General features: G+C 56.8%; 21 protein-coding genes. 5 read left to right on the plus strand and 16 right to left on the minus strand.

Annotation, left to right across the window (positions count from 1 at the left end):
- Nucleotides 1–10: 10 nt before the first annotated feature.
- Complete coding sequence (coxB, locus tag IT781_RS00170; RefSeq protein ID WP_194968108.1) at nt 11–979, minus strand: cytochrome c oxidase subunit II; 969 nt, start codon at nt 977–979, stop codon at nt 11–13.
- Nucleotides 980–1,476: 497 nt separating this feature from the next.
- Between coxB (IT781_RS00170) and IT781_RS00175 the strand changes: the two genes are divergently transcribed.
- Complete coding sequence (locus IT781_RS00175) at nt 1,477–1,833, plus strand: BON domain-containing protein (RefSeq protein ID WP_194968109.1); 357 nt, start codon at nt 1,477–1,479, stop codon at nt 1,831–1,833.
- A 22-nt stretch (nt 1,834–1,855) separates the two neighbouring features.
- Complete coding sequence (locus IT781_RS00180; protein ID WP_194968110.1) at nt 1,856–2,962, plus strand: AI-2E family transporter; 1,107 nt, start codon at nt 1,856–1,858, stop codon at nt 2,960–2,962.
- A 45-nt stretch (nt 2,963–3,007) separates the two neighbouring features.
- Here IT781_RS00180 and IT781_RS00185 read toward each other — a convergent pair whose 3' ends face one another.
- The 8 genes from IT781_RS00185 to IT781_RS00220 form a co-directional block, all read right to left on the minus strand.
- Nucleotides 3,008–3,388: a hypothetical protein gene (locus IT781_RS00185; protein ID WP_194968111.1), complete on the minus strand. Its 381-nt coding sequence runs from the start codon at nt 3,386–3,388 to the stop codon at nt 3,008–3,010.
- On the minus strand, nt 3,385–5,928 hold the full coding sequence (gene ctaD / locus IT781_RS00190; protein WP_194968112.1) for a cytochrome c oxidase subunit I: 2,544 nt from the start codon (nt 5,926–5,928) through the stop codon (nt 3,385–3,387). Before ctaD ends, IT781_RS00185 begins: the two co-directional genes overlap by 4 nt.
- A complete protein-coding gene (locus IT781_RS00195) occupies nt 5,928–6,992 on the minus strand; it encodes a sodium:calcium antiporter (RefSeq protein WP_194968113.1) in 1,065 nt (354 codons plus the stop codon). The genes ctaD and IT781_RS00195 overlap by 1 nt, the downstream gene beginning before the upstream one ends.
- A gap of 5 nt (nt 6,993–6,997) precedes the next feature.
- The gene (coxB, locus tag IT781_RS00200) at nt 6,998–7,975 is read right to left on the minus strand and encodes a cytochrome c oxidase subunit II (RefSeq protein ID WP_194968114.1); all 978 of its coding nucleotides are present in this window, start codon (nt 7,973–7,975) and stop codon (nt 6,998–7,000) included.
- Nucleotides 7,972–9,129: a c-type cytochrome gene (locus IT781_RS00205; RefSeq protein WP_194968115.1), complete on the minus strand. Its 1,158-nt coding sequence runs from the start codon at nt 9,127–9,129 to the stop codon at nt 7,972–7,974. The genes coxB (IT781_RS00200) and IT781_RS00205 overlap by 4 nt, the downstream gene beginning before the upstream one ends.
- Entirely contained in the window at nt 9,126–9,356 is a 231-nt protein-coding gene (locus IT781_RS00210; protein WP_194968116.1) for a hypothetical protein, read from the minus strand. The genes IT781_RS00205 and IT781_RS00210 overlap by 4 nt, the downstream gene beginning before the upstream one ends.
- Before the next feature lie 265 nt (nt 9,357–9,621).
- Entirely contained in the window at nt 9,622–11,385 is a 1,764-nt protein-coding gene (locus IT781_RS00215; protein WP_194968117.1) for a thiamine pyrophosphate-requiring protein, read from the minus strand.
- On the minus strand, nt 11,382–11,573 hold the full coding sequence (locus IT781_RS00220) for a hypothetical protein (RefSeq protein WP_194968118.1): 192 nt from the start codon (nt 11,571–11,573) through the stop codon (nt 11,382–11,384). The genes IT781_RS00215 and IT781_RS00220 overlap by 4 nt, the downstream gene beginning before the upstream one ends.
- Nucleotides 11,574–11,753: 180 nt before the next feature.
- Between IT781_RS00220 and IT781_RS00225 the strand changes: the two genes are divergently transcribed.
- Both IT781_RS00225 and IT781_RS00230 read left to right on the plus strand, forming a co-directional pair.
- Complete coding sequence (locus IT781_RS00225) at nt 11,754–12,338, plus strand: HupE/UreJ family protein (RefSeq protein ID WP_194968119.1); 585 nt, start codon at nt 11,754–11,756, stop codon at nt 12,336–12,338.
- Nucleotides 12,339–12,475: 137 nt separating this feature from the next.
- Complete coding sequence (locus IT781_RS00230) at nt 12,476–12,922, plus strand: hypothetical protein (protein ID WP_194968120.1); 447 nt, start codon at nt 12,476–12,478, stop codon at nt 12,920–12,922.
- A gap of 49 nt (nt 12,923–12,971) precedes the next feature.
- On the opposite strand, the gene IT781_RS00235 is transcribed toward IT781_RS00230, so the two are convergent.
- The 7 genes from IT781_RS00235 to metG form a co-directional block, all read right to left on the minus strand.
- Nucleotides 12,972–13,751 carry a DUF2063 domain-containing protein gene (locus tag IT781_RS00235; RefSeq protein ID WP_194968121.1) on the minus strand — a complete coding sequence of 260 codons (780 nt, stop codon included), beginning with the start codon at nt 13,749–13,751 and terminating at the stop codon, nt 12,972–12,974.
- On the minus strand, nt 13,732–14,583 hold the full coding sequence (locus IT781_RS00240; RefSeq protein WP_194968122.1) for a DUF692 domain-containing protein: 852 nt from the start codon (nt 14,581–14,583) through the stop codon (nt 13,732–13,734). Before IT781_RS00240 ends, IT781_RS00235 begins: the two co-directional genes overlap by 20 nt.
- Before the next feature lie 94 nt (nt 14,584–14,677).
- On the minus strand, nt 14,678–15,148 hold the full coding sequence (locus IT781_RS00245; protein ID WP_194968123.1) for a hypothetical protein: 471 nt from the start codon (nt 15,146–15,148) through the stop codon (nt 14,678–14,680).
- 156 nt (nt 15,149–15,304) lie between these two features.
- Nucleotides 15,305–15,940: an endonuclease III gene (gene nth / locus IT781_RS00250; protein WP_194968124.1), complete on the minus strand. Its 636-nt coding sequence runs from the start codon at nt 15,938–15,940 to the stop codon at nt 15,305–15,307.
- On the minus strand, nt 15,937–16,491 hold the full coding sequence (rsxB, locus tag IT781_RS00255) for an electron transport complex subunit RsxB (RefSeq protein WP_194968125.1): 555 nt from the start codon (nt 16,489–16,491) through the stop codon (nt 15,937–15,939). The genes nth and rsxB overlap by 4 nt, the downstream gene beginning before the upstream one ends.
- Before the next feature lie 8 nt (nt 16,492–16,499).
- Nucleotides 16,500–18,173, minus strand: a complete 1,674-nt coding sequence (gene hcp / locus IT781_RS00260; RefSeq protein WP_194968126.1) for a hydroxylamine reductase — start codon at nt 18,171–18,173, stop codon at nt 16,500–16,502.
- Nucleotides 18,174–18,197: 24 nt separating this feature from the next.
- Nucleotides 18,198–20,216: a methionine--tRNA ligase gene (gene metG / locus IT781_RS00265; RefSeq protein WP_194968127.1), complete on the minus strand. Its 2,019-nt coding sequence runs from the start codon at nt 20,214–20,216 to the stop codon at nt 18,198–18,200.
- A 186-nt stretch (nt 20,217–20,402) separates the two neighbouring features.
- Here metG and apbC point away from each other — a divergent pair, with 186 nt between their 5' ends.
- Nucleotides 20,403–21,494 carry an iron-sulfur cluster carrier protein ApbC gene (apbC, locus tag IT781_RS00270; protein ID WP_194968128.1) on the plus strand — a complete coding sequence of 364 codons (1,092 nt, stop codon included), beginning with the start codon at nt 20,403–20,405 and terminating at the stop codon, nt 21,492–21,494.
- The last annotated feature ends 108 nt before the right edge of the window (nt 21,495–21,602 follow it).

Consider the following 21,602-nt stretch of genomic DNA (forward strand, 5'->3'; position numbering starts at 1 on the left):
GCGGGCTTCCTTAATCAAGAGTCGATAAAAACGCCGACAGCGCAGTCAGCTCGGCCGGCGGCAAGACCATGCTGGGCATGCGTGCGCCCGGTTTGATTTCCTGGGCGTGGGTGATCCAGCGCTCCCGGTGCTCGGGTGTATTGGTCAGTGTGCCGGCGGCGATCAGGCGGCGCGATTTCAGGTGCGTCAGGTCGGGCGCATGGGCGCCTATGGCTTCGGTGCCGCGAATCGAATGGCAGCCCGAGCAATGCTCCATAAACACTTTCCAGCCGGCGCCGGTATTGTTTGCAGGCGACAGGACTACCCGTCTATGTTGAGCGGTTTGCCATCGCTGGAATTCGGCGGGATTTTGCGCAACCACTTCCAATGCCATGTGCGCATGCTGAAGCCCGCAGTACTGCGTGCATTCGCCGCGATAGACGCCGGAAGCATCGGCCTGTAGCCACTGCCGGTTGATCAGGCCCGGAATCATCTGCGTCTTGCCGGCCAGCACGGGCACCCAAAAGGCGTGTATGACATCAGCGCTTTTCAGCTTCACCAGAACGGGCACGCCGACCGGGATATGTATTTCGTTGGCCGTTACAAAATTGAGCCTCGGATCATTGTATTCATACTCGACTTTCCACCACCAGTCGTAGCCGGTAACGGTCAGCGTCAAGGCCGGGGCCTGCGGTGGCCTAGCGACTGTGTTCAGCGTGATTAGCGCGTAAATGGCCATGCCGAGCAATATGCAGGTCGAGATGCCGGTGCCGATATAAACCCATTGCAGCCCTTTGTCGGCATCGTCAATTTTTCCGCTGTTCTGCGGACGTTTATGAAGCAGAGCGCCTGCCAGGAGTCCGGCAACGATAAGAAAAACCACGACTACGATGGATGCAAATATCCAACCCAGATGCAGGGTCGGCATTGAGGCAGGGCCGTAGCTGTGCAGGAAATAGTTAAGCGGCGCTATTTCCTTTTCTGACAGAGCGATGCTCATGGCTGGCGCGGTTTATATTAGGAGCTTCAGTCGCCTTTGAGCAAGGCGGAGCAGGGGGCCTGCAAGATTGTTCATGTCTATCACTCCGTTGTTAAAGCCATCAATCTGTGTTCTATGACCATAACTCGGTTCTCGCGTTCCGGGATATGGACACAGGACTCTACGGGATCAGTTTTACTGCTTTATCGGGCCTTATGTTCGACATCGAACTGACAGCAACTGATTTCGGATCTAGAGTTAATTAAATCATGTATTAAACCCAGCCTTTAGGCGGGCCGGTTTGCTTTTCTGTCGGAATAACTGATTCTTTTGGAGATGGCTTGCTCTTAAATCTGAACAGAATGGGCCGTTATATCGCTAATTGATAGCTCAGATTGATGCATAGCCTCTGCCAGGCGATACATTGCCGTTTCATTCCAAAAATCTGTGCTGCCTGAGATTCGGGTATAAACCATGATCAGCTCTCATCATTAATCGTTTCATCTGGAGAATTAGTTATGAAAACAATCAAATCTTGTTCAGCATTTGCTCTAGCTGTGATATTGACATCAATAGCCGGTTATGGGACGGCAATGGCGGCTGAAAGAATGGATATGGCAGCCGGAGGAGGGGAAACTGCTGGCGAATATGTGGATGACGCCATGATTACCTCTAAGGTGAAAGCGGCTATAGTCGGCGACTCCAGGCTGAGTGCTTTTGACGTCAATGTCGAAACACATCAGGGCGTAGTGCAATTAAACGGCTTTGTAGACTCTCAGGAGGCTATCAATGCGGCAGCAGAGGTTGCGCAACGCGTTGAGGGCGTCAAATCAGTAGACAATAATCTACAACTTAAAAACCCACTGTCTAAATAGGCTTCGCTAGGAAGATGGGTTCATGAATTCTGGGGATGAAGCCAGGATACCCGGAAGCCAAACGACAGATAATAAAGCAGCCGCCGCGGCGCGCAGTACAAGCGGATTTCTGACCAGACGGACTTTAATCATTGCCGCTGTCGGCGCGGCGGTTGTTGCGTTGCTGCTGATGCTCTGGCAAGTGGCCCAGATTCTGCTGCTGGTTTTCGCGAGCCTATTGCTGGCGCTGTTTCTGCGCACTCTGGCCGACTTCATCAGCCGCCGCACGCCTTTGTCCGAGGGCTGGTCGCTGGTGTTGGTGGTCGCGGTGCTGCTGGGGCTTTTTGCGCTGATTCTGGCGCTGTACGGCCCCAAGCTCGCCGATGGCTTCTACCGATTGTTCAAAGAATTGCCGTCGGCGCCGGAGCGACTGCGCCGCGCGCTCGAACAGTACGAATGGGGGCCGGCGTTCATGGACACCCTGTCCCGGGCGGGCAGTTCCATGACCGATTCCAAGCAACTGGCAAAAATCGCCGGGATTTTCTCGACCGTATTCGGGGCGCTCGGCAGCGCCGTGGTGGTGATCGTGCTGGGCCTTTATTTTGCGGCTGATCCGAAAACCTACATCGACGGCACGGCGCATCTGTTTCCGCAGGCGCGCAGGGAGCGCGTCTGCGAGGCTTTTGACCGGCTCGGGCATACGCTGCGCTGGTGGCTGCTCGGCCGGATCGCGGCCATGCTCATCGTCGGCGTAATGATCGGCATTGGGCTGGCGGTGCTGGGCGTGCCTTTTGCCTTCATCCTGGGCCTGGTTGCCGCTGTCCTGGATTTCGTGCCTAATATCGGGCCGCTGATCGCCGCCATCCCGGCGCTGATGGTCGGGCTGTCCCAGGACGGAACGACCGTGCTCTACATTGCCATCCTCTATTTCGTGGTGCAGTCTCTGGAAGGCTATCTGATCACACCTTTTATCGAGCAGCGGGTCGTCGATCTGCCGCCGGCCCTGCTGCTGATTGCCCAGCTCGTGCTGGGGGCCGGCTTCGGCATTCTGGGGTTGCTGCTTGCCTCGCCATTGGCGGTCGTGATTATGGTGCTGGTGCAGATGCTGTATATGCGGGACGTGCTGGGCGAGCCGGTGAAATTGCCCTGAGGAAAAAAACGCATGGCAGAAAAGCAAGCCGGGCCCTTTAACCGATCATACAATCGACTCACACGCCGGCAATAATAAGGCCGCGCTGCCGGCCCACAACACGCCGAAAACCGACAACAGCGCCATGAGCCGCATGACGCCGGTCAGAAACGATTGGCTGATCTTCTGCGCCGTTTCGTATCTGACCAGACTCTGCATGATCTCGGGCTTGAAGATGGCCAACAGTAACGCTATCAAGGCTACAAGGGTGGCCGCGATGATAGCCGACTGCGCCCAAAAGGCCGCGCTGTTGCCTGTCAGCAGGCAAATGAAGTGATGGAGGGCGTAGACCATGCCGAAATGTACTCCCCAGATGAGAGGGCCGGCCAGCGTGATCAGCAATACGCCGACAGACTCGCCGGAAAAAGGATGCTTCGATACTGTCATAAAATCATCCTCGGGAAACCATGAATCAGCAGATGGCCTACAAGCGCCTGCCCTACCGTGTAATAAACCAGCAAACTGGTGTTTTCCAGCGTGGCTGCGCGCACCCGGTCGAGCTTGCCGGTAAAATGCCTTGCGATCACAAACAGCGACATAATCAGCACGGCAAACACCAGCTCCCCGTCTAAAATGCCGCCCATGTAGACCATGGCGCCATAGCTCGAAGCCGCGGGCCTTAAGCCGGCCTGCCACTGGCACCAGAATTCCAGATACACGGCCAGCACACTCAACAGCGCGCCGGACAGTATCAGCAGCGGCGTCCATACATGCTTGCGGCCCGGCGCCGCCAAGGTCCTGTTCGCGATCACAAACAAGGCCGCGCTGGCGGCAAACAGCGCGGCGCTCAAGGCCGGCCACTGTAAATCGGGCATAGCCTGCACGCTGGCGGGCCAGAGTTTCGGCGATACGCTCCAGGTATACAGATAGGAAAACACATAAGCGAAGTAAAGCGAGGCCGCGACCAGCATCAGGATCACCATGGCCCACCAGCCGTGGCCGATGGGGCCGGTGACGTAGATGGGCAGCTCAATCCCTCCGCCGATAGGCACTGGCCCCTTGCCCGGTCCTTTGTCCAGCTCCCACACCCAGGCCAGGCAGCACAGGATGGCCAGGGCACCGCAAACGAGCGCCGGCACCACCACTTTGATGGTCAACAACAGAAAGCAAGCCGCAGTAAAGACGGCGGTAAAGAAATGCATCCAGCCGTTGCCGGGCATTTGAATGATGTATTGCGGCTTGCCATCGATGGTCGACGTGATAATGGTTTCGCGGAAGCCGGTTGGCGCATCGGGCAGATAATGCTCGCCCGCCTCGACCTGCTCGGGCAGGTTGGGCTGCGACCACAAGGGCTCGCGGCTGGTCACGTGCGGAATGGTGCGCGTGGAATACAGGTCGGTCGGCAGCCACTCCAGCGTGCCGGCCTGCCAGGGATTGATTTCCTCGCTCTGTCCGACCCGGAAGTTGCGGATCAGATCGATGATGAAAACCAGTACGCCCGCTGCGATCATATAAGCGCCTATCGTGGAGACCATGTTGTAAGTTCCCCAGCCTGACGTTTCCGAATAGGTCCAGACGCGGCGAGGCATGCCCAAGAGGCCGGAAATATGCATGGGCATGAAGGCGACGTTGAATCCGATAAAGAACAGCCAGAAGGACCATTTCCCCAGCCGCTCGGACAGCCTACGCTTACTGACCATGGGCGCCCAGTAATAAAAGGTGGCAAACAGCGGAAAGACCATGCCGCCGACCAGGACATAATGCAGATGCGCGACGATGAAATAAGTGTCGTGCGCCTGCCAGTCGAACGGCACCATGGCCACCATGACGCCGGTCAGCCCGCCGACCGTGAAAATAAACAGCATGCCCAGCACGTAAAGCCCCGGCGTCTCCAGCCGGAACCGGCCTTTGGACGAGGCGATCGTGGCGATCCAGGAAAACACCTGGATGCCGGACGGCACGGCTACGGCCATGCTGGCCGCCGAAAAAAAGGCCAGGCTGAGCGAAGGGATGCCGGTGGCGAACATATGATGCACCCACAGGCCGAAACTGAAGAAGGCCGTGGCGATCAGCGCCACGACGATCAGCCTGTAGCCGACCAGCGGCGTGCGCGCCATGGTCGGCACGATCATCGACACTAATCCTGCCGCTGGCAGGAAAATGATATACACCTCCGGATGGCCGAAAAACCAGAACAGATGCTGCCACAGCAGCGGATCGCCGCCCTGCGCGGCGGTAAAAAAAGGCCAGCCGAACGAGCGCTCGATTTCCAGGTACATGGTCGCCAGAATCACGGACGGAAACGCCAGCACGATCATGCCGGCAAACACCAGCATGGACCAGCCGAAAATGGGCAGCTTATCGAGCGACATGCCGGGCGGCCGCGTCCGTAACGTGCCGACGATAATCTCGATGGCGCCCGCGATGGCCGAGATTTCGATGAAGCCGATGCCCAGCAGCCAGAAATCGGCATTGTCGCCGGGCGAAAAAGCCGTCAGCGTCAAGGGCGGATACATGAACCAGCCGCCTTTGGGCGCCAGGTCGTAAAAAACTGTGGAGAAAAACACCGAGCCGCCGATGATATAGGCCCAGATGGCAAATGCGCTCAGGCGCGGAAACGGCAGGTCCCGTGCGGCCAGCATCTGCGGCAGCAGCAGCACGCCCAGCGCCTCCATGGCCGGCACCGCGAACAGAAACATCATCGTCGTGCCATGTACGGTGAATATCTGATTGTAGAGGTCCTGGCTGACCAGTTCATTCTCGGGCACGGCCAGCTGTGTGCGCATGACCAGCGCCAGAAGTCCCGCCAGCACGAAAAAAGCGAAGGCGGCGCCCAGATAAAGCAGCCCTACGACCGTATTATTGACCGCCGTAATCCAGCGCCAGCCGGGCGGGGTTTCCCAAATGCGCAGCAGTTCTTCCTTCTCGCCCGGCGGCCGCGGCGAGCGGTTGGGCAGTGCAGGTTGTTCTTCAGTGATATTTGCCACTAACTCCCCCTTATGGAATAGAGCAAAAACATGCCGCAGGCATAAACGATAAGAATGGCCAACGAGTCTATGCCCATACGCAAAAAGGTGCGGTTGGCCCGTTCGACGAGCCCCACCAGCAGGATGCCAGTGGCCGCCAAGCCCAGCAACGCCCCGACCGCGGTAAAATCACCGACGCGCGACAGCACCGGCTCGCCGTCCGCCAGCGCGTCAACGCCTAACAGCAGCGCCACATTGAAGGCGGTGGTGCCCAGGATTCCGGAGATGGCCATCGTGTAGAGGCGATGGCGCACGCCGGCAAATACCGTGCTCGCTTCCGGCAGCGACGTGGCGACAGAAACCAGCGTGAAGCCGACGAACGAGTCTCCCAGGCCGGTTTGTTTGGCGATTGCATCCCCGACGCTTGCCACGACATAGCCTGCCAGCAGGATAGTCAGCGCGCTGAGCAACGTTTTAGTCATGAGCCAGGCCGAACTGTCGTCTTCAAGCGGGCGTTCGCGCTCTCCGGCATCCGGGCTGTATTCCCTGTCGAGATTAGGAGCGCCGGGGGCATTGGCTACCCAGGGATAGTTCTTGTCGGCTTCACGGACTTTGATAAAACTGTAGATGGCCACCGCAAAAACCAACCATGACCCGACGCCGGCGCCGAGCAACGGCGCGTCGCCGACAAGCACGGTGATCGAGACAAAAGCCAGCAGGCAGACGTTAAACGCGCCCTGCAGCATCACCATGGGATTGGGAATGATCGATGTCAGCGCTTGTTCGTCGATGATCATGTCGGCCACGGCCAGCAGCGCTATCTGCAAGGCGATGGCGCCGAGCAGGTTGTTGACGGACAGTTCGGGGTAGCCGCTGCGGGCGGCGGTGAAGCCGGCGGCGATTTCCGGCAGCGAGGTCATGCTGGCGAGCAGCAGCAGCCCGAGCACTGCCCGGCTAAGGCTGAAGCGCTCGGCCAGTTCATCGGCATAAACAATGAGCTTGGTGCCGGCGATCCAGACCGCGCCGGCGGCCGCTGCGAAGATCCACAGGTTGGTCGCCAGATCGTAGCTACTGAAATTAAACATGACGCTTACTCCAGACCGTTCAGATAAGCCGCCAAGGACCGAAGTTCATCTTCGGAAAAAAAGCCGAACGGCGGCATCAGGTTTTCCGGCTTAAGCTGCTGGTGCCGGCCGATCCAGCGGGCAAAATTTTCCGGCGTTTTCGGCAGAATGCCGGCGCCGAGCGACAGCCGGCCGCCGACATGCGTCAGGTCGGGCCCTACCGTGCCATTGGCTTGAGTACCGCGAACGGTATGGCAGCCGCCGCAGCCGCTGGTCAGGAACAGCCTTTCGCCTGCCTTGTCGGGTGCCGGCTTCGCATCGGCCTTTTCCTTGGCGAGCCAGGCATCATAGTCGGCCGGCGTCATCGCCATGGCGTAAAAAGCCATCAGCGCATGGGCGCCGCCGCAGTATTCCGCGCACTGGCCGCGCACGACGCCGGGCTTGTCGGCGATGAAATGCAGGCGGTTGGTGTGGCCGGGGATCATATCGACCTTGCCTGCATAAGCCGGCAGCCAGAAACTGTGGATCACGTCCGCCGTCGTCAGTTCGATTTCAACAGGCCGGCCTGTGGGAATGCGGATTTCATTGGCGCTTTCCGTCGTGCGGCCATCGTCGTGCCGGTAAATCACGCGCCACCACCATTGCTCGCCGACCACGGCGATGCGCACCGGATTTTCGGCCTGGACCAGATTCTCCCCGACGCGCAATACCGAAAAGCCGTAAATCAGCAGCGCGCTCAAGATCACGACCGGGAAGGCGATGCCGCCTAGCACCACGGTTTTTTCCCGGGTCAGTGTCTGGCGCCAACTGCCGGAGCCGGTGATGGCAACGAAGACCAGCGCGCACATGAGCACCGTGATCAGTGCGGCGGCAATGAACATGATCCACATCAGCAGTGAAATGCGCGATGAGACCGGCCCGAGGCCAACGAAGGCCGACTGCTCGCCCGCGCAGCCTGCTATCATCACCAGCACTGTAACCAGAAGCAGTTTTAAGAGGATCATGGCCGCGCCGCCTCTTCTGCGCTGCCTGAAAGGGCGCGCCCGCTCTGCGGCGGTTGGTTCGCGAAGAACGCCGCCGCAGCTTCAATCTGCTGATCCGTCAGCCGCCGGGCCACGACGGACATCATGGCGCCGTGCGGCGTCTGGTTGCGGCCGCCCCGCCGCCAGATCTGCAATTGCTGCCTGATATATGGCTCGGACTGGCCGGCCAGGCGCGGATAATCTTCCCGCCCCTTGCCGCCGTGGCACGAGAGACAGGCCGGAATCCTGCGCTCCCGGTCGCCTTGCTCGGCCAGACGGCGGCCCAGTTCGCGCAGTTCCGGCGAGGAAGACGCTGCCTGCTTGTGAGGAAAAGGCTTTAAGGCGGCGTAGTAGGCGGCCAGACGATCAATCTGCGCATCATCGAGATCGTCCGCTACCGGTTCCATGAAGCCGCTCTGCCGGGAATCGTCCCGATATTCCTGCAGCGCCCTTTTCAGATAAGCTTCATCCTGGCCGCCGAGACGCGGTATGTGCAGGCTGGTAGGTGATGCGTCAGCGGTATCGTGGCAGCGGTTGCATGCAGTGAGATCGAGCCTGGGCCGGCCCTCGTGCACAAACTCCTGAGCGGAAGCGCTTGGTGTCTTGCTGTGGCCGCTGGCGTAGCGGTGGTAATCCGTTTTGGTCATTGACGGCATGGCTTCCAGGAAGGCTACCACTGCCCAGACTTCATCATCGCGGTTTCCGCCGCTCCAGGCCGGCATGCCGGTGAACTGAAGGCCGTGGCGCGCGATCCAGAACAGTTGTTCGCGGTTCCAGTAGCGCACATGCTTTTGCAGATCGGGAGGCGACGGCAACATATGATCGAAAACCGGGTTGACCGGCTGCCCCGGCGCGCCATGGCAGATGGCGCAGGTGCCTTGAAAGTGCGCAGCGCCCAGCGGCACCAGTTCGGCAAAGTCAAGCTCTGGTGGCACAATAGGTCTGCTGTTGACTTTGACCGAACGCTCCTTGCCAAACTGCAGAAACCATTCCATCCAGGCGGGATGGCCCGCGCTCGCCGCGATGTTGAAAATTCCGGAATAAGCGATAATGAAGGCAAGCGCAACGCCCGCGGCAAAAAGTCCGAGCCCCCAAAGCAGAAGAGAACGCCAATGTCGGGTTATCCAGGCCATCATGACATCCTTTCCGAAGCTGATGCCAAGGTCGTCAGCACCGCCGTTGGCACGACAGGGCCGGCCATGCGGCGCGAAAAAATTCCGTCATGGCAAAGTGCCAGAAATGCCGGCAGCGACAAGACCGCGAGTTCTACAAACGTAAACAACTTTGTGGGCTTGGCATGCATTCGTTGTTCCCCTTGTATCCAGGATTTCTCGCCGCCAAGAGAATACTGTTGTCTTTTCAAGGCCGGATTTTGCCGGCTCAATCAGTCCTTAGGCAGTTGGCAGCAGAGCATCAGGGCAATCGCATTGTTTTTTATATGACAATGGAAACGAGCCAAAGTGCGCCAGTTTGATCATCAGCTCGATATAGCCGGCTTGGGATTTACTGAACGCTTTAGCATCTGCTGGTCAATGCAGCTAGGTAGGGCAGGCATCGCGTACCTTTCTAAAAATTGAAAATTGTTGGCATTGAGCAAGGTACGCGATGCGTACCCTACAGAGCCGCTTTTAAAAAATTTGTTTCATGGAGGACTTGATAATGTCAACCGAATCCGGGTCGCCCTTCAGGATGGCCGAGGCATAGGCTTTGGCTTGCTTGAAAGTGATGTGCGGCGGCAGAGGCGGCACGTCGGGGTCGGCATAGGCTTCCAGCACGACCGGACGGTCAGCGCTGAGCGCGCGCTCCCAGGCATCGGCCAGCTGTTCAGGCTGATCGACGCGTATGCCCATGAGGCCGATCAGTTCAGCCAGACGCGCATAAGGGAAATCGGGCACGTCCTGCGAGGCTTCGAATTTTGGATCGCCTTCCATCGCACGCTGCTCCCAGGTTACCTGGTTCAGGTCGCGGTTGTTCAGGACCATCACGATCAGGCGTGGGTCGCGCCAGCGCTGCCAGTATTTGCCGATCGTGACCAGTTCGTTCATGCCCAGCATCTGCATGGCGCCGTCGCCGACCAGCGCAATGACTATCCGATCGGGATGAGCAAATTTGGCCGCCATCGCATAAGGCACCGCGCAGCCCATGGTCGCAAGGCCGCCGGACACCGAAGCCATCATGCCTTGGCGGATTTTCAGGTTGCGCGCGTACCAGTTAGTGACGGAACCCGAATCGCAGGTCAAGATGCAATGATCGGGCAGGCGCGGCGACAATTCCGAAAAGACGCGCTGCGGATTGATGGGATCGGCCGATTCCATGGCCCGCTCCTCCAGCGTTTCCCACCATTTAGCCACGTTTTTTTCGATTCGCTCACGCCAGTCGCGGTCTTCTTTGCGATGCAGCAACGGAATCAGCAACCGGAGCGTTTCGGCGCTGTCGCCGATCAGATTCACTTCCATCGGGTAGCGGATGCTGAGCATGCGGCCGTTGATGTCAATCTGCACGCCGCGCGCCTGGCCTTCCTCGGGCAGGAATTCGGAATAGGGAAAGCTCGAGCCGACCATCAGCAGCGTGTCGCAGTCGGTCATCATTTCGTAGCTGGGCCGGGTGCCCAGCAGGCCTATGGAGCCGGTCACATAAGGCAGATCGTCGGGCACGGCGGCTTTGCCCAGCAATGCCTTGGCAATGCCGGCCCCGAGCAGTTCGGCCACCTCAACGATCTCGGCTGTAGCATCCAGCGCCCCGGCGCCAACCAGCATCGCGACCTTTTCTCCGGCGTTCAGGATATCGGCAGCACGTTGCAGTTCCTCGGCTTGCGGCACAGTGCGCGGGGCCTGATAGCCGAGCCCCGAATAGACGGTGCCATGTGCGCGCGGCGGTTTTTCGGCATCCATTTCCTGTATATCATTAGGGATAATGAGACAGCAGACACTGCGTTCCGACTGGGCGATGCGCATGGCTCGGTCGACCATGTGGCGTATCTGTGCAGGTGCCGACACCATATGCACGTATTCATACGCGACATCCTTGAACAAGGATACCAGGTCGACTTCCTGCTGATAATTGGCCCCCAGGGCGGTGCGCTTTTGCTGGCCGACGATAGCGACCACGGGCTGATGATCGAGCTTGGCGTCGTACAAGCCGTTCAGCAGATGAATGGCGCCGGGGCCCGAGGTGGCGACGCAGACGCCGACTTCGCCGGTGAATTTGGCGTGCGCGCAAGCCATGAAGGCGGCCGTCTCCTCATGGCGCACCTGGACAAAATCCATCCAGTCCGAAGCCCGGTTCAGGGCGCCGAACACGCCGTTAATGCCGTCGCCCGGATAGCCGAAAATGCGTTTGACGCCCCATTCAGACAAGCGGCGCAATAAAAAATCGCTGACGTTTTCTTTCATGTTCCCGCCTCTGCATGGGTATGGGGTTTGCAGTCGGTATGTCCACAGCCGCAGACATCGGAGCCGACGATGTTTTCGCAAAACTCGCTGCAGTATTGTTCGCCCGGCCGCGCCGGACAATTACAGCCGGGATGGGCGCATTTGCGGGGCGTATTTTTATCGGGCTGGTCTTTCTTGGTCGTGGTCATGTCATTCTCCTGATCGCTTTTGTTTTTTAATAGCTTACGTATCGACTTTGCGCAGTTATGTGCGCTAGCGAGCTTATGCCAATATTTTTTTATCTGGCATGCGGCCGGCCGGCTGATTAAAATGCTTCGGATTAGGTTTGAACGATAAAAAAACTGCCGCTTACAAGAAAGGTGAATGCCATGAAAAAATCAGTCCTGCAGTTGTTTATTCCCACATCGTGCGTTCTTGCGCCGGTTTCTGCCTGGGCGCATATGGGCGTCCATGAAATGATGGGGCGGGCTTCCGGCTTCATTCATCCTATAACTGGCGCCGATCACGTGCTTGCCATGGTTGCGGTGGGATTGTGGGCCGTGCAGCAGGGCGGGCGGGCGCTATGGGCCGTGCCCGTCGCGTTTGTAGCCATGATGATGGCCGGCGGCATGCTCGGCCTTGCAGGCGTGGCCCTGCCTTATGCTGAGCAGGGTATCCTGATGTCGGTGCTGGTTCTAGGCGCGGTGGTTGCCGGTGCTTTTGAGATGCCTCTGGCGTTCAGCGCGAGCATGGTCGGTGTTTTTGCGCTGTGCCACGGTTATATGCATGGCGTTGAAATGCCATCGGCAGCCAATGCGGTTCCCTATAGTCTGGGTTTTGTGTTAGCGACGGTATTGCTGCATGTTGCCGGCATGTCCATGGGCGTTATCCTGAGAAAACTCAGTACAGAAAAAGCGATGCGTTTGGCCGGCGGTGCAATAACGCTTGGCGGCATTTACCTGAGCATTGGCTGAATCGCACTCTTTAACCGATGATCAGTAGAACGAGGCTGCATAAAATGATAAAGTTCAAGATTTATCGTGGCCAGCCTTAAAGTTTTTCCGGTTGCCTGAATAGCCGATTAGAAATTTAACTATTACGACTCAAATTTATGAAAACGTTTATCTTCACAAGAAATCTCTTTTTTGCGGCCCTGACCGGCACTGTTCTGGCATTGTCTATGGCGGGCTGTTCGGATGATAAGGAAGAACAAAAGCCGGCCAGCGCCGAAGTGCATAATCCTTTTGACCATTCGCATGATGTGGTCGTGACCGATGTTCAGAAACATACTTTCGAGCATCAGTTTGCGGACCAATGCGTAGAGAGAGAGCTGAAAAATTCAATCAATAAAGAGTCCGACAAAGGGCGGCTCGAAGATGCCTGCATGTGCATCGCGACTTTCTTAATGAAAGACTTGACGGCCGATGAAGCCAAGAAGTTTATTGCCGAGCATAAAAGCACTCAGTCTTTGGTCATCAAGTATGAAAATGCGGCTTACCACTGTCTGCAGGAGAAAGCCCAGCCTAAAGGACCACAGTTGTTTAATAGAAAACAATAAAAAGCTGATATTGATGGGGCGGACCAATCCGCCCCTTTAATGCTATGTTTTAGGCGATTATCGTAATAATCGTTTTTTCGGCCCATTCTTTCAGAATGGCTAGACCGCCTTCCATGATTAGGGCCGGATCGGGATGATTGGTTTCCTGAGTCACTTGTTTTAAATAATCTTCAGCCGTCAGCCCTTCATTTTCCTGAATCAGTTGCAGCAGTCTGTAAGTGATGCCCGTGATCTGGGAGAAATGCACCTCATCGTCGATATTGCGGTAAACGATCAGAAATGTCGGTTGATCCGGCGGCACCGTCGGCAGGAAATCGGGCGATATCTGATGGACCGGGTATTGATAAGCCAGCGGCCAAGCCAGCGGAGACAAGGCGATGCGCTTGTAGAGCAGCGCGTCGATGTCATCGCGGCTATTGGCGACCACCTCCACTTTGGCTATCGCCAAGGCGGTTTCCACCCATTCGTAATGCGCCAGTTCGAGCAGAAATGGCAAATCTTCAGGATTGTCGCGTTCGTTCTGCAAGTAATCGAGAAATTCTTCCGGGATTTCGGAAAAATAGGGTGACTGGCAGCGGTGACTGGCGAAAAAATCCTGCGCCAGGGCGAACCATTGCTTGTCATCAAGAATCTCGCGCAGAACCGGAAAACTGCTGGACAGAAAGCTCTCGACATTGTTGAAGAACAGCTCGCGGTACATGGTCATGCGCTGAGCCTTGACATCGGCCGGCGCGGGATTGTTTTCGGGGTCCCTGATATAAGCCGCAAATTCCAGTTGCTTGGCTTTGAAGCCGACGCGGCCGGCAGTTTCAGGCTGACTGTTTTTCATGCTGACTTTTCCAGGCGTTTTGTATCAACCGGATGGTGCGGACTTCCTTTACCAGTTCTTTTAAAGGCGGAATGTTGAAATCCCGCTCCAGCAGCGTTGGGAATACGCCGTAAAGCTCGTAGGCTTTGCCCAGCAGCTTCCAGACCGGATCGATGATGTCGGCGCCATGCGTGTCGACCAGAAAATCCTCGGCTTCGACATAGTGCCCGGCAATATGCGCATAAGCGATGCGGTCGGCCGGAATCGCTTTCAGGAACGATTCGGCGTCATAGCCGTGATTGACGCTGTTCACATAAATATTGTTGATGTCGAGCAACACGTCGCAGTCCGCTTCAGCAACGACGGCATTGAAAAAGTCTATTTCAGACATTTCCTGGCCCGGCGCGGCGTAATAGGAGATATTTTCGATGGCGATTCTTTGCTCCAGAATGTCCTGAACGCGCCGGATGCGCGCCGCGACGTGCGAGACGGCTTCCGAGGTGAACGGCATGGGCATCAGGTCGTACAGATGGCCTTCGTTGCTGCAGTAGCTCAAATGTTCGCTGTAGAATTTGATCTGGTGCTCGGCCATGAAGTTTTTGACTTCACGCACGAATTTCTCGTCGAGTGGGTCGGTGCTGCCTATCGAGAGCGATAAGCCATGACAGACAAAGTCAAAGCGTTCGGTCATGGCCCGAAACTGCTTGCCCAGCTTGCCGCCTATCGTGATCCAGTTTTCCGGCGCGACTTCATAAAAGTCGACGGCTTCGGGCGGATTTTCGACGATTTCAGTTAAAAAGGATCGGCGCAGGCCCATGCCGGCGCCATGCACGAGATTTAGCGTTGTGTCCATAAGAACACCTGTGTATTGGATTAAAGCGGGAGGGCATGACGGTTGGTCATGCCCTCTTTTGGCAGTCAGGGCAGGGTTGTGCCTGCCTCAAGGCTTATTCGCCGGCTGCGTCTTTAGGGCTGACTTTTTGCTGGCCTGTGCCTTTAGCGTCAGTGCCTTTTTGCATGGCGCCGCAAGCGCCTTCTTTGCCTTTCATCATAGCGCCGCACATGCCTTCCATGCCTTTTTTCATTTTGCCGCCTTCCATCATGCCGCCGCACATGCCTTCGCCGCATTTGCCTTCTGCCGCCTTATTGGCTGGCTTTGCAGCGGGTTTATTGCCGGCGCAAGCACCTTCCACAGTTTTAGGCGCTGCTTTCATGGCGCCGCCGCATTTGCCTTCGCCGCATGAGCCTTCTTTCATGCCGGACTTGGCAGTGTCGGCTGCAGCCAATTGCATGTAGCCGCTGTTCATGTCGTTCATGGCGAAAGGGCTGGCTTCTGCATGAGCCGCTGTTATCGCCAGAGTAGACAGGACTGCGGTCCCCATAGCCGCGGCGAAAGGTGATTTATTAATTTTTTTCATATTGACTCCCGTGTATTATAAAAAATGAATCATAAGCATCGAGTGCAGCTTATGATATCAAGCACAAATGAACAAATGATGAATATCGGCTTGTCCAAATTTTGAACATCTAGAGACTATACAGCCTTATCTAAGTTCCTGCCACTGAGTTTTTAGCTAATAAGTCGTTTTATGCGGATATTCGCACAAGTCCTGAATGACACAGTTGGGGCAGAGCGGTTTTCTGGCGATACAGGTATAACGGCCGTGCAGTATCAATAAATGATGGGCATCTTTTTTATGTAGTTTGGGCACCCATTTTTCGAGCTTTTGTTCGACTTCCCGCACATTCTTGCCGGGTGCAATGCCTGTGCGGTTGGCGACGCGGAAGATGTGCGTGTCGACCGCAATGACATGCTGGCCGAAAGCGGTGTTCAGCATGACATTGGCTGTTTTTCTGCCGACGCCGGCCAAAGCTTCCAGTTCCTCGCGCGTTTGCGGCACCTGACCTTCATGCCTCTCGAGCAGTTGCTGGCAGAGCGTGATGATATTGGCGGCTTTGGTTCGGTATAAGTTGATGGTCTTGATGTAGTCCTTCAGTTCCTCCACGCCCAGCGCCAGGATCGCTTCCGGCGTATTGGCGACAGGAAACAGCTTGGCCGTGGCTTTGTTGACGCCTTTGTCGGTCGCCTGGGCCGACAGTACGACCGCGATCAGCAACTCGAAAGGCGTCGTATACTGGAGTTCGGTCTTGGGCTCGGGAATGGCTTCGGCCAAACGATCAAAAATGGCGCGGCGTTTTTCAGCGTTCATATGTTGGCCGTTTTCAGTTTGAGCAAGGCTTCTTTTTTCTTGCGCGCGCGTTCGGCTTTTTCTGCTTCGTCCTGGGCCAGGCGCTGACTGCGCACTTCATAGCGCCGCATGGCTTTTTGCGCCTGCGCGGATTTCTGCCCCAGCGTTGGCTGCGGCTCTACAGGCTTCATGACAATGCAGTCGACCGGGCAGGGCGCGATGCACAGCTCGCAGCCCGTGCATTCGGAAGCGATGACGGTATGCATGAATTTTGCCGCGCCCAAAATCGCATCGACCGGGCAGGCCGCGATGCATTTGGTGCAGCCAATGCAGTCTTCTTCGATAATAAATGCGACCTGTTTGGGCTTGTGCTGGCCGAATTGCGTATTGAGCGGCTTGGCCGGTACGTCCAGCAGACGCGCGATCTCGACGATGCCTTCGTCACCGCCGGGCGGGCATCGGTTGATGTCGGCCTGGCCGCTGGCGATGGCTTCGGCGTAAGGCCGGCAGCCTTTGAAACCGCATTGGCCGCATTGGGTTTGCGGCAGTAAAGCGTTTATTTGGTCAATCACGGTTTTGTTTAATTACCCTCCAACATCGCTACGACATCGTTTTCAGCCTTATCTATGCCTTTCAGCGCAAATTGCTCGGTCAGCCTGTCCTTGATCCTGGCCGTGAAAAACGGCGGCAAGGTCGGGCCCAGACGTACGTTTTTAACATTCAGCGCCAGCAGGCCCAGCGTCATCAGGATGGTTTTTTGTTCATACCAGGCGATATTGAAAGACACCGGCAGCGCGTTGAGGTCGGCAAGGCCCAAAGCCTGCTGCAGATCTTTCAGGAACACGACCAGTGAATAAAAGTCATTGCTCTGGCCGGCGTCCAGCAGGCGCGGGATGCCGTTGATTTCGCCGAAAGCCAGCGTGTTGAAGCGGTATTTGGTGTCGCCCGCGGTCAGGAGCAACGTGTCCTGAGGCAGGAGTTCTGCGACCTGCGCATAATAGCGGCGCTCCTTGTGCCGGCCGTCGGCGCCGGCCAGCACGACCAGGCGGCGGATAGAGCCGTCCTTGATGCCTGCGGCAATCGGGTCCAGATAGCTGTGCAGAGACTGATGCGCATGGCCGAGCGTCGTCGTGTTGTTGCTGAGCTGGCTGGGCGGCTCGCATTGCCGGGCCTGCTCGATCAGCGCGCTGAAATCTTTGCGCTGGCCGGGCTTGCGGTCGGCGATATGCGGAATATCGGGCCAGCCGACCATGCCGGTCGTATAGATTTTGTCTTTGTACTTGTCTTTTTGCTGCTGGATGCTGTTGGTCGTGATCAGGATCGGGCCGTTGAATTTCTGGAAATCGGTCCGCTGTTCCTGCCAGGCATCGCCGAAGTTGCCGGCCAGATTGAAGTATTTTTTCAGCGCCGGATAGGCGTGCGCGGCAATGGCTTCGCCGTGCGTGTAAACGTCGATGCCGGTGCCGGCGGTCTGTTCCAGCAGGTCTTCGATATCGCGCAGATCGTGGCCTGACACCAAAATGCCCGGCTTGTCCCAGCTGTCGAAATAGACCTTGGTCGGGACCGGATCGCCGAAGCGCGCGGTATTGGCCTTGTCGAGCAGGGCAAAAGCGGCCATGCCGAGTTCGCCGCATCTCTGGTTCATGGCCATGAGGTCATCGAAGGAACTGTCGGCTTTCAGGCTGAAAGCCAGCGCTTCGTGCATGAAGGCATACAATTCGGCATCGGAAACATCCAGCGCTTCGGCGTGTTCGATCAATGAGGCCAGACCCTTCAGGCCGTATACCAGCAATTCGCGCAGGGCGTGGCAGTCGGTATCCAGCGCAGGAATTTGCGTGACGCCGACGGCTTCGCCTTGGGCTACAAAAGCCGCTTCCGATACGTCCGTATAGTGCCAGGAAGCTTCTTCGGGCACGGGCTCGCTAAAGGGCGCGCTGTTCTTTTCTTCAAACGCGGCGTTGAACTGGTGGCGCAGATGGTTTCGGCGCTGCACGGTCTCCTGTATCAGGGATACGAAAACGGCCGGGTCGAAATTGACATTGGTTACAGTCGAATACAGCGCCCGAGCCGTGAACCGGTCGTTTCTGGCATCGCGTATGCCCAGTTGCCTTGCGTGATGCGCATAAAACGACAAGCCTTTCAGTACATACACCAGCAAATCCTGGAGACTGGCCACATCCTCTTTTTTGCCGCAAATTCCGGCCGAGTCACAGGCAACGTTTTTTTTGGCTTCCTGACAGTGGTAACAAAACATATCTAATCTAACTCTCTTACTCAATTACTTGACGCGCATGCCCGGCTGCGCGCCTTCGTCGGGGTGCAGCACCCATATGTCTTTGCCGCCGGGGCCTGCCGCCAGCACCATGCCTTCCGAGACGCCGAAACGCATCTTGCGAGGGGCCAGGTTGGCGACCACGACCGTCAATTTGCCTTCCAGGTCTTCCGGCGCATAGGCCGACTTGATGCCGGCGAAGATATTGCGCGTCTCATCGCCGATATCGACGGTCAATTGCAGCAGTTTCTCGGCCCCTTCGACAGGGGCGGCTTTGACAATGCGCGCAATGCGAAGATCCAGCTTGGCGAAATCGTCGAACTCGATCGTGTCGGCGATCGGCTCGCAGGTACGGGCTTTGGGCGCTTCGGCGGTTTTCTCCAGGCTTTCCTTGGAAGCCTCGATGATGGCCGCGATTTTATCTGGCTCAACACGCGTCATGAGCGGTTTGAAGTCGTTGATGGCATGGTCTGTCAACGGTTGCACATCGGCTGGCCAGGTTTGCGAGGCGATGTTCAGGAACTGCTCGGCTTCGGACGCCAGCGCCGGGATGACCGGTTTCAGATAGGCGGCCAGCATACGGAACAGGTTGATGCCCATCGAGCAGACCTCATGCAGCTCGTTGTCTTTGCCTTCTTCCTTGGCGATCAGCCAGGGCTTTTTCTCATCGATGTACTGGTTGGCTTTGTCGGCCAGCGCCATGATTTCGCGCATGGCCTTAGCGAATTCACGCGCTTCGTAAAACTCGGCGATTTGCGCATGGGCTTTGGCGAATTCGGCGAACAGGGCCGGTTCCGAACAGTGTGCCGACAGTTTGTTGTCAAAGCGTTTCTTGATGAAACCGCTGCAGCGGCTGGCGATGTTGACGACCTTGCCGACCAGGTCGGAATTCACGCGCTGGCTGAAATCGTCAAAGTTCAGGTCGATGTCGTCGACACCGGCGCTCAGCTTGGCGGCGAAATAATAGCGCAGGTATTCGGGATTCAAATAGTCCAGATAGGTCCGGGCTTTGATGAACGTGCCGCGCGATTTGGACATTTTCTCGCCGTTCACAGTCAGGAAGCCATGCGCGAAAATGGCGCTGGGCGTCCTGAAGCCGGCGCCGCTCAGCATGGCAGGCCAGAACAGGGCGTGGAAATAAATGATGTCCTTGCCGATGAAATGGTACAGCTCGGCGTCGCTGTCCTTGCTCCAGAAGGCGTCGAAATCGATACCCTGCTTTTCGCACAGGTTTTTGAAGCTGGCCATGTAACCGATGGGCGCATCGAGCCAGACGTAAAAATATTTGCTCGGCGCGTCCGGAATCTCGAAGCCGAAATAGGGCGCGTCGCGCGAGATATCCCATTGCTGCAGGCCGGCTTCCAGCCACTCATCGAGCTTGTTGGCGACTTCCGGCTGCAAATGTCCGGATTTGGTCCAGTGCCGAAGCAGCCCGACAAAATCGCCGAGTTTGAAGAAATAATGGACAGAGTCTTTTTCCACCGGCTTTGCGCCTGAAATGGCGGAAATGGCGTTTTTCAATTCGGTTGGTGAATAGGTGGCGCCACAGGCCTCGCAGCTGTCGCCGTATTGATCGGGCGCGCCGCATTTGGGGCACTCGCCTTTGATGAAACGGTCCGGCAGGAACATGTTCTTGACCGGGTCGTAGGCCTGCGTAATCGTGCGCGAGGTGATGTGTCCGGCATCGCGCAGGCGTGCGTAAATCAGCGATGAAAAAGTCTTGTTCTCGTCGGAATGGGTGCTGTGATAATTGTCGAAAGCGACGCCGAATTCAGTGAAGTCGGCCAGGTGTTCCTTGCCGATCCGGGCGATCAGCTCTTCCGGCGTAATGCCTTCGCGGTCGGCTCTCAGCATGATCGGCGTGCCGTGCGTGTCGTCCGCGCAGACGTAATAACATTGATTGCCGCGTTGTTTCTGAAAACGTACCCAAATATCCGTTTGAATGTATTCAACCAGATGCCCAAGATGAATAGGGCCGTTGGCGTAGGGTAAAGCGCTGGTGACGAGAATTTTTCTATCCGACATAAAATTAAATACCAAGCAGTACGAAGACAAAACGAACCGTGTATTATGGCATAAAATAGCGCCGCTGCTGAATAACGCTACGCTAAAATGTGCATTATATGAGAAAAGCGGTAAAATGGCTTCTATTCCAGAGTAAATTACTTGGTTATTTGCTCGTATCCTTACTTTCCTAACATGGAGCATAGTATGTCAAGCATCGAAAGGGCTGATGTAGAAAATCTTCTGAGTACGTTTATCGATCCGAACAATGGCACCGATCTGGTTTCTGCAAAAACGGTGAAGGCGATCGCAATCGATGGGGCCAACGTCAGCGTTAAACTGGAACTGGGCTATCCTGCCAAAAGTTATATCGAAGAGTTGAAGACTGGCGTCGAGCGGCACCTGAAAGCACTGGACGGCGTAGGCAATGTGACCGTCGATGTTTCGGTAAAAATCATTGCGCATGCCGTACAACAGGCGTTGAAGCCGTTGCCCAATGTCAAAAACATCATTGCCATCGCCTCGGGCAAAGGCGGAGTCGGCAAATCCACGACCTCGGTCAATCTGGCGCTGGCGTTGACGGCTGAAGGCGCTCAGGTCGGCATTCTCGATGCCGACATCTACGGCCCTAGCATTCCGACCATGCTCGGACTGTCCGGCTATCCGGCCAGCGAGGACGGCAAGACCATGATGCCGAAAGTCTCTTACGGCGTGCAGACCAATTCCATCGGTTACCTGGTTGACGCCGACCAGCCGATGATCTGGCGCGGCCCGATGGTGACCAATGCCCTGCAGCAATTGCTGAAGGATACCAATTGGGACAACCTTGACTACCTGATTATCGACCTGCCGCCCGGCACCGGCGATATCCAATTGACCTTGGCGCAGCAGATTCCGGTCAGCGGCGCGATCATCGTCACGACGCCGCAGGATATCGCCCTGATCGACGCCCAGCGCGGCCTCGGCATGTTCGAAAAAGTCAATGTGCCGGTGCTGGGGATCGTTGAAAACATGAGCATACACATTTGCAGCAACTGCGGCCATGAAGAAGCCATTTTCGGCGAGGGCGGCGGCGCGGCCATGGCCGAGAGAAACCGGGTCGACTTTTTGGGCTCGCTGCCGCTGGATATCACTATCCGCCAGTTCGCCGATTGCGGCCGGCCGACGGTCGCGGCCGATCCCGACGGACGCCCGGCGCAGATCTACAGGGAAATTGCCCGCAAGGCCGCTGCCAAACTGGCGCTGAAAGCCAAGGATTTCAGCAGTAAGTTCCCTAATATTGTCGTGCAAAATACTTGATTAGGCAGTGCAAGGCTGAACACTGGCTTGGCGTTGGCAGTTCTGCAGGGTACGCACCGCATACCTTTCGGATTTTCTCGACTCATCCCGGCTCTGAAAAGGTACGCA

Source organism: Methylobacter sp. BlB1, from assembly GCF_015476545.1.
In the GTDB taxonomy this organism is placed as follows: Bacteria; Pseudomonadota; Gammaproteobacteria; order Methylococcales; family Methylomonadaceae; genus Methylobacter.

Bases quoted from the DNA above. Each gene is read 5' to 3' on its own strand.
- IT781_RS00225 (WP_194968119.1), top strand. From the start codon at position 11,754: ATGAAAAAATCAGTCCTGCAGTTGTTTATTCCCACATCGTGCGTTCTT.
- IT781_RS00245 (WP_194968123.1), bottom strand. From the start codon at position 15,148: ATGAAAAAAATTAATAAATCACCTTTCGCCGCGGCTATGGGGACCGCA.
- IT781_RS00235 (WP_194968121.1), bottom strand. From the start codon at position 13,751: ATGAAAAACAGTCAGCCTGAAACTGCCGGCCGCGTCGGCTTCAAAGCC.
- IT781_RS00220 (WP_194968118.1), bottom strand. From the start codon at position 11,573: ATGACCACGACCAAGAAAGACCAGCCCGATAAAAATACGCCCCGCAAA.
- coxB (WP_194968108.1), bottom strand. From the start codon at position 979: ATGAGCATCGCTCTGTCAGAAAAGGAAATAGCGCCGCTTAACTATTTC.
- IT781_RS00240 (WP_194968122.1), bottom strand. From the start codon at position 14,583: ATGGACACAACGCTAAATCTCGTGCATGGCGCCGGCATGGGCCTGCGC.
- IT781_RS00215 (WP_194968117.1), bottom strand. From the start codon at position 11,385: ATGAAAGAAAACGTCAGCGATTTTTTATTGCGCCGCTTGTCTGAATGG.
- IT781_RS00180 (WP_194968110.1), top strand. From the start codon at position 1,856: ATGAATTCTGGGGATGAAGCCAGGATACCCGGAAGCCAAACGACAGAT.
- apbC (WP_194968128.1), top strand. From the start codon at position 20,403: ATGTCAAGCATCGAAAGGGCTGATGTAGAAAATCTTCTGAGTACGTTT.
- nth (WP_194968124.1), bottom strand. From the start codon at position 15,940: ATGAACGCTGAAAAACGCCGCGCCATTTTTGATCGTTTGGCCGAAGCC.
- IT781_RS00205 (WP_194968115.1), bottom strand. From the start codon at position 9,129: ATGATGGCCTGGATAACCCGACATTGGCGTTCTCTTCTGCTTTGGGGG.
- IT781_RS00185 (WP_194968111.1), bottom strand. From the start codon at position 3,388: ATGACAGTATCGAAGCATCCTTTTTCCGGCGAGTCTGTCGGCGTATTG.
- metG (WP_194968127.1), bottom strand. From the start codon at position 20,216: ATGTCGGATAGAAAAATTCTCGTCACCAGCGCTTTACCCTACGCCAAC.
- IT781_RS00230 (WP_194968120.1), top strand. From the start codon at position 12,476: ATGAAAACGTTTATCTTCACAAGAAATCTCTTTTTTGCGGCCCTGACC.
- hcp (WP_194968126.1), bottom strand. From the start codon at position 18,173: ATGTTTTGTTACCACTGTCAGGAAGCCAAAAAAAACGTTGCCTGTGAC.
- IT781_RS00195 (WP_194968113.1), bottom strand. From the start codon at position 6,992: ATGTTTAATTTCAGTAGCTACGATCTGGCGACCAACCTGTGGATCTTC.
- IT781_RS00175 (WP_194968109.1), top strand. From the start codon at position 1,477: ATGAAAACAATCAAATCTTGTTCAGCATTTGCTCTAGCTGTGATATTG.
- coxB (WP_194968114.1), bottom strand. From the start codon at position 7,975: ATGATCCTCTTAAAACTGCTTCTGGTTACAGTGCTGGTGATGATAGCA.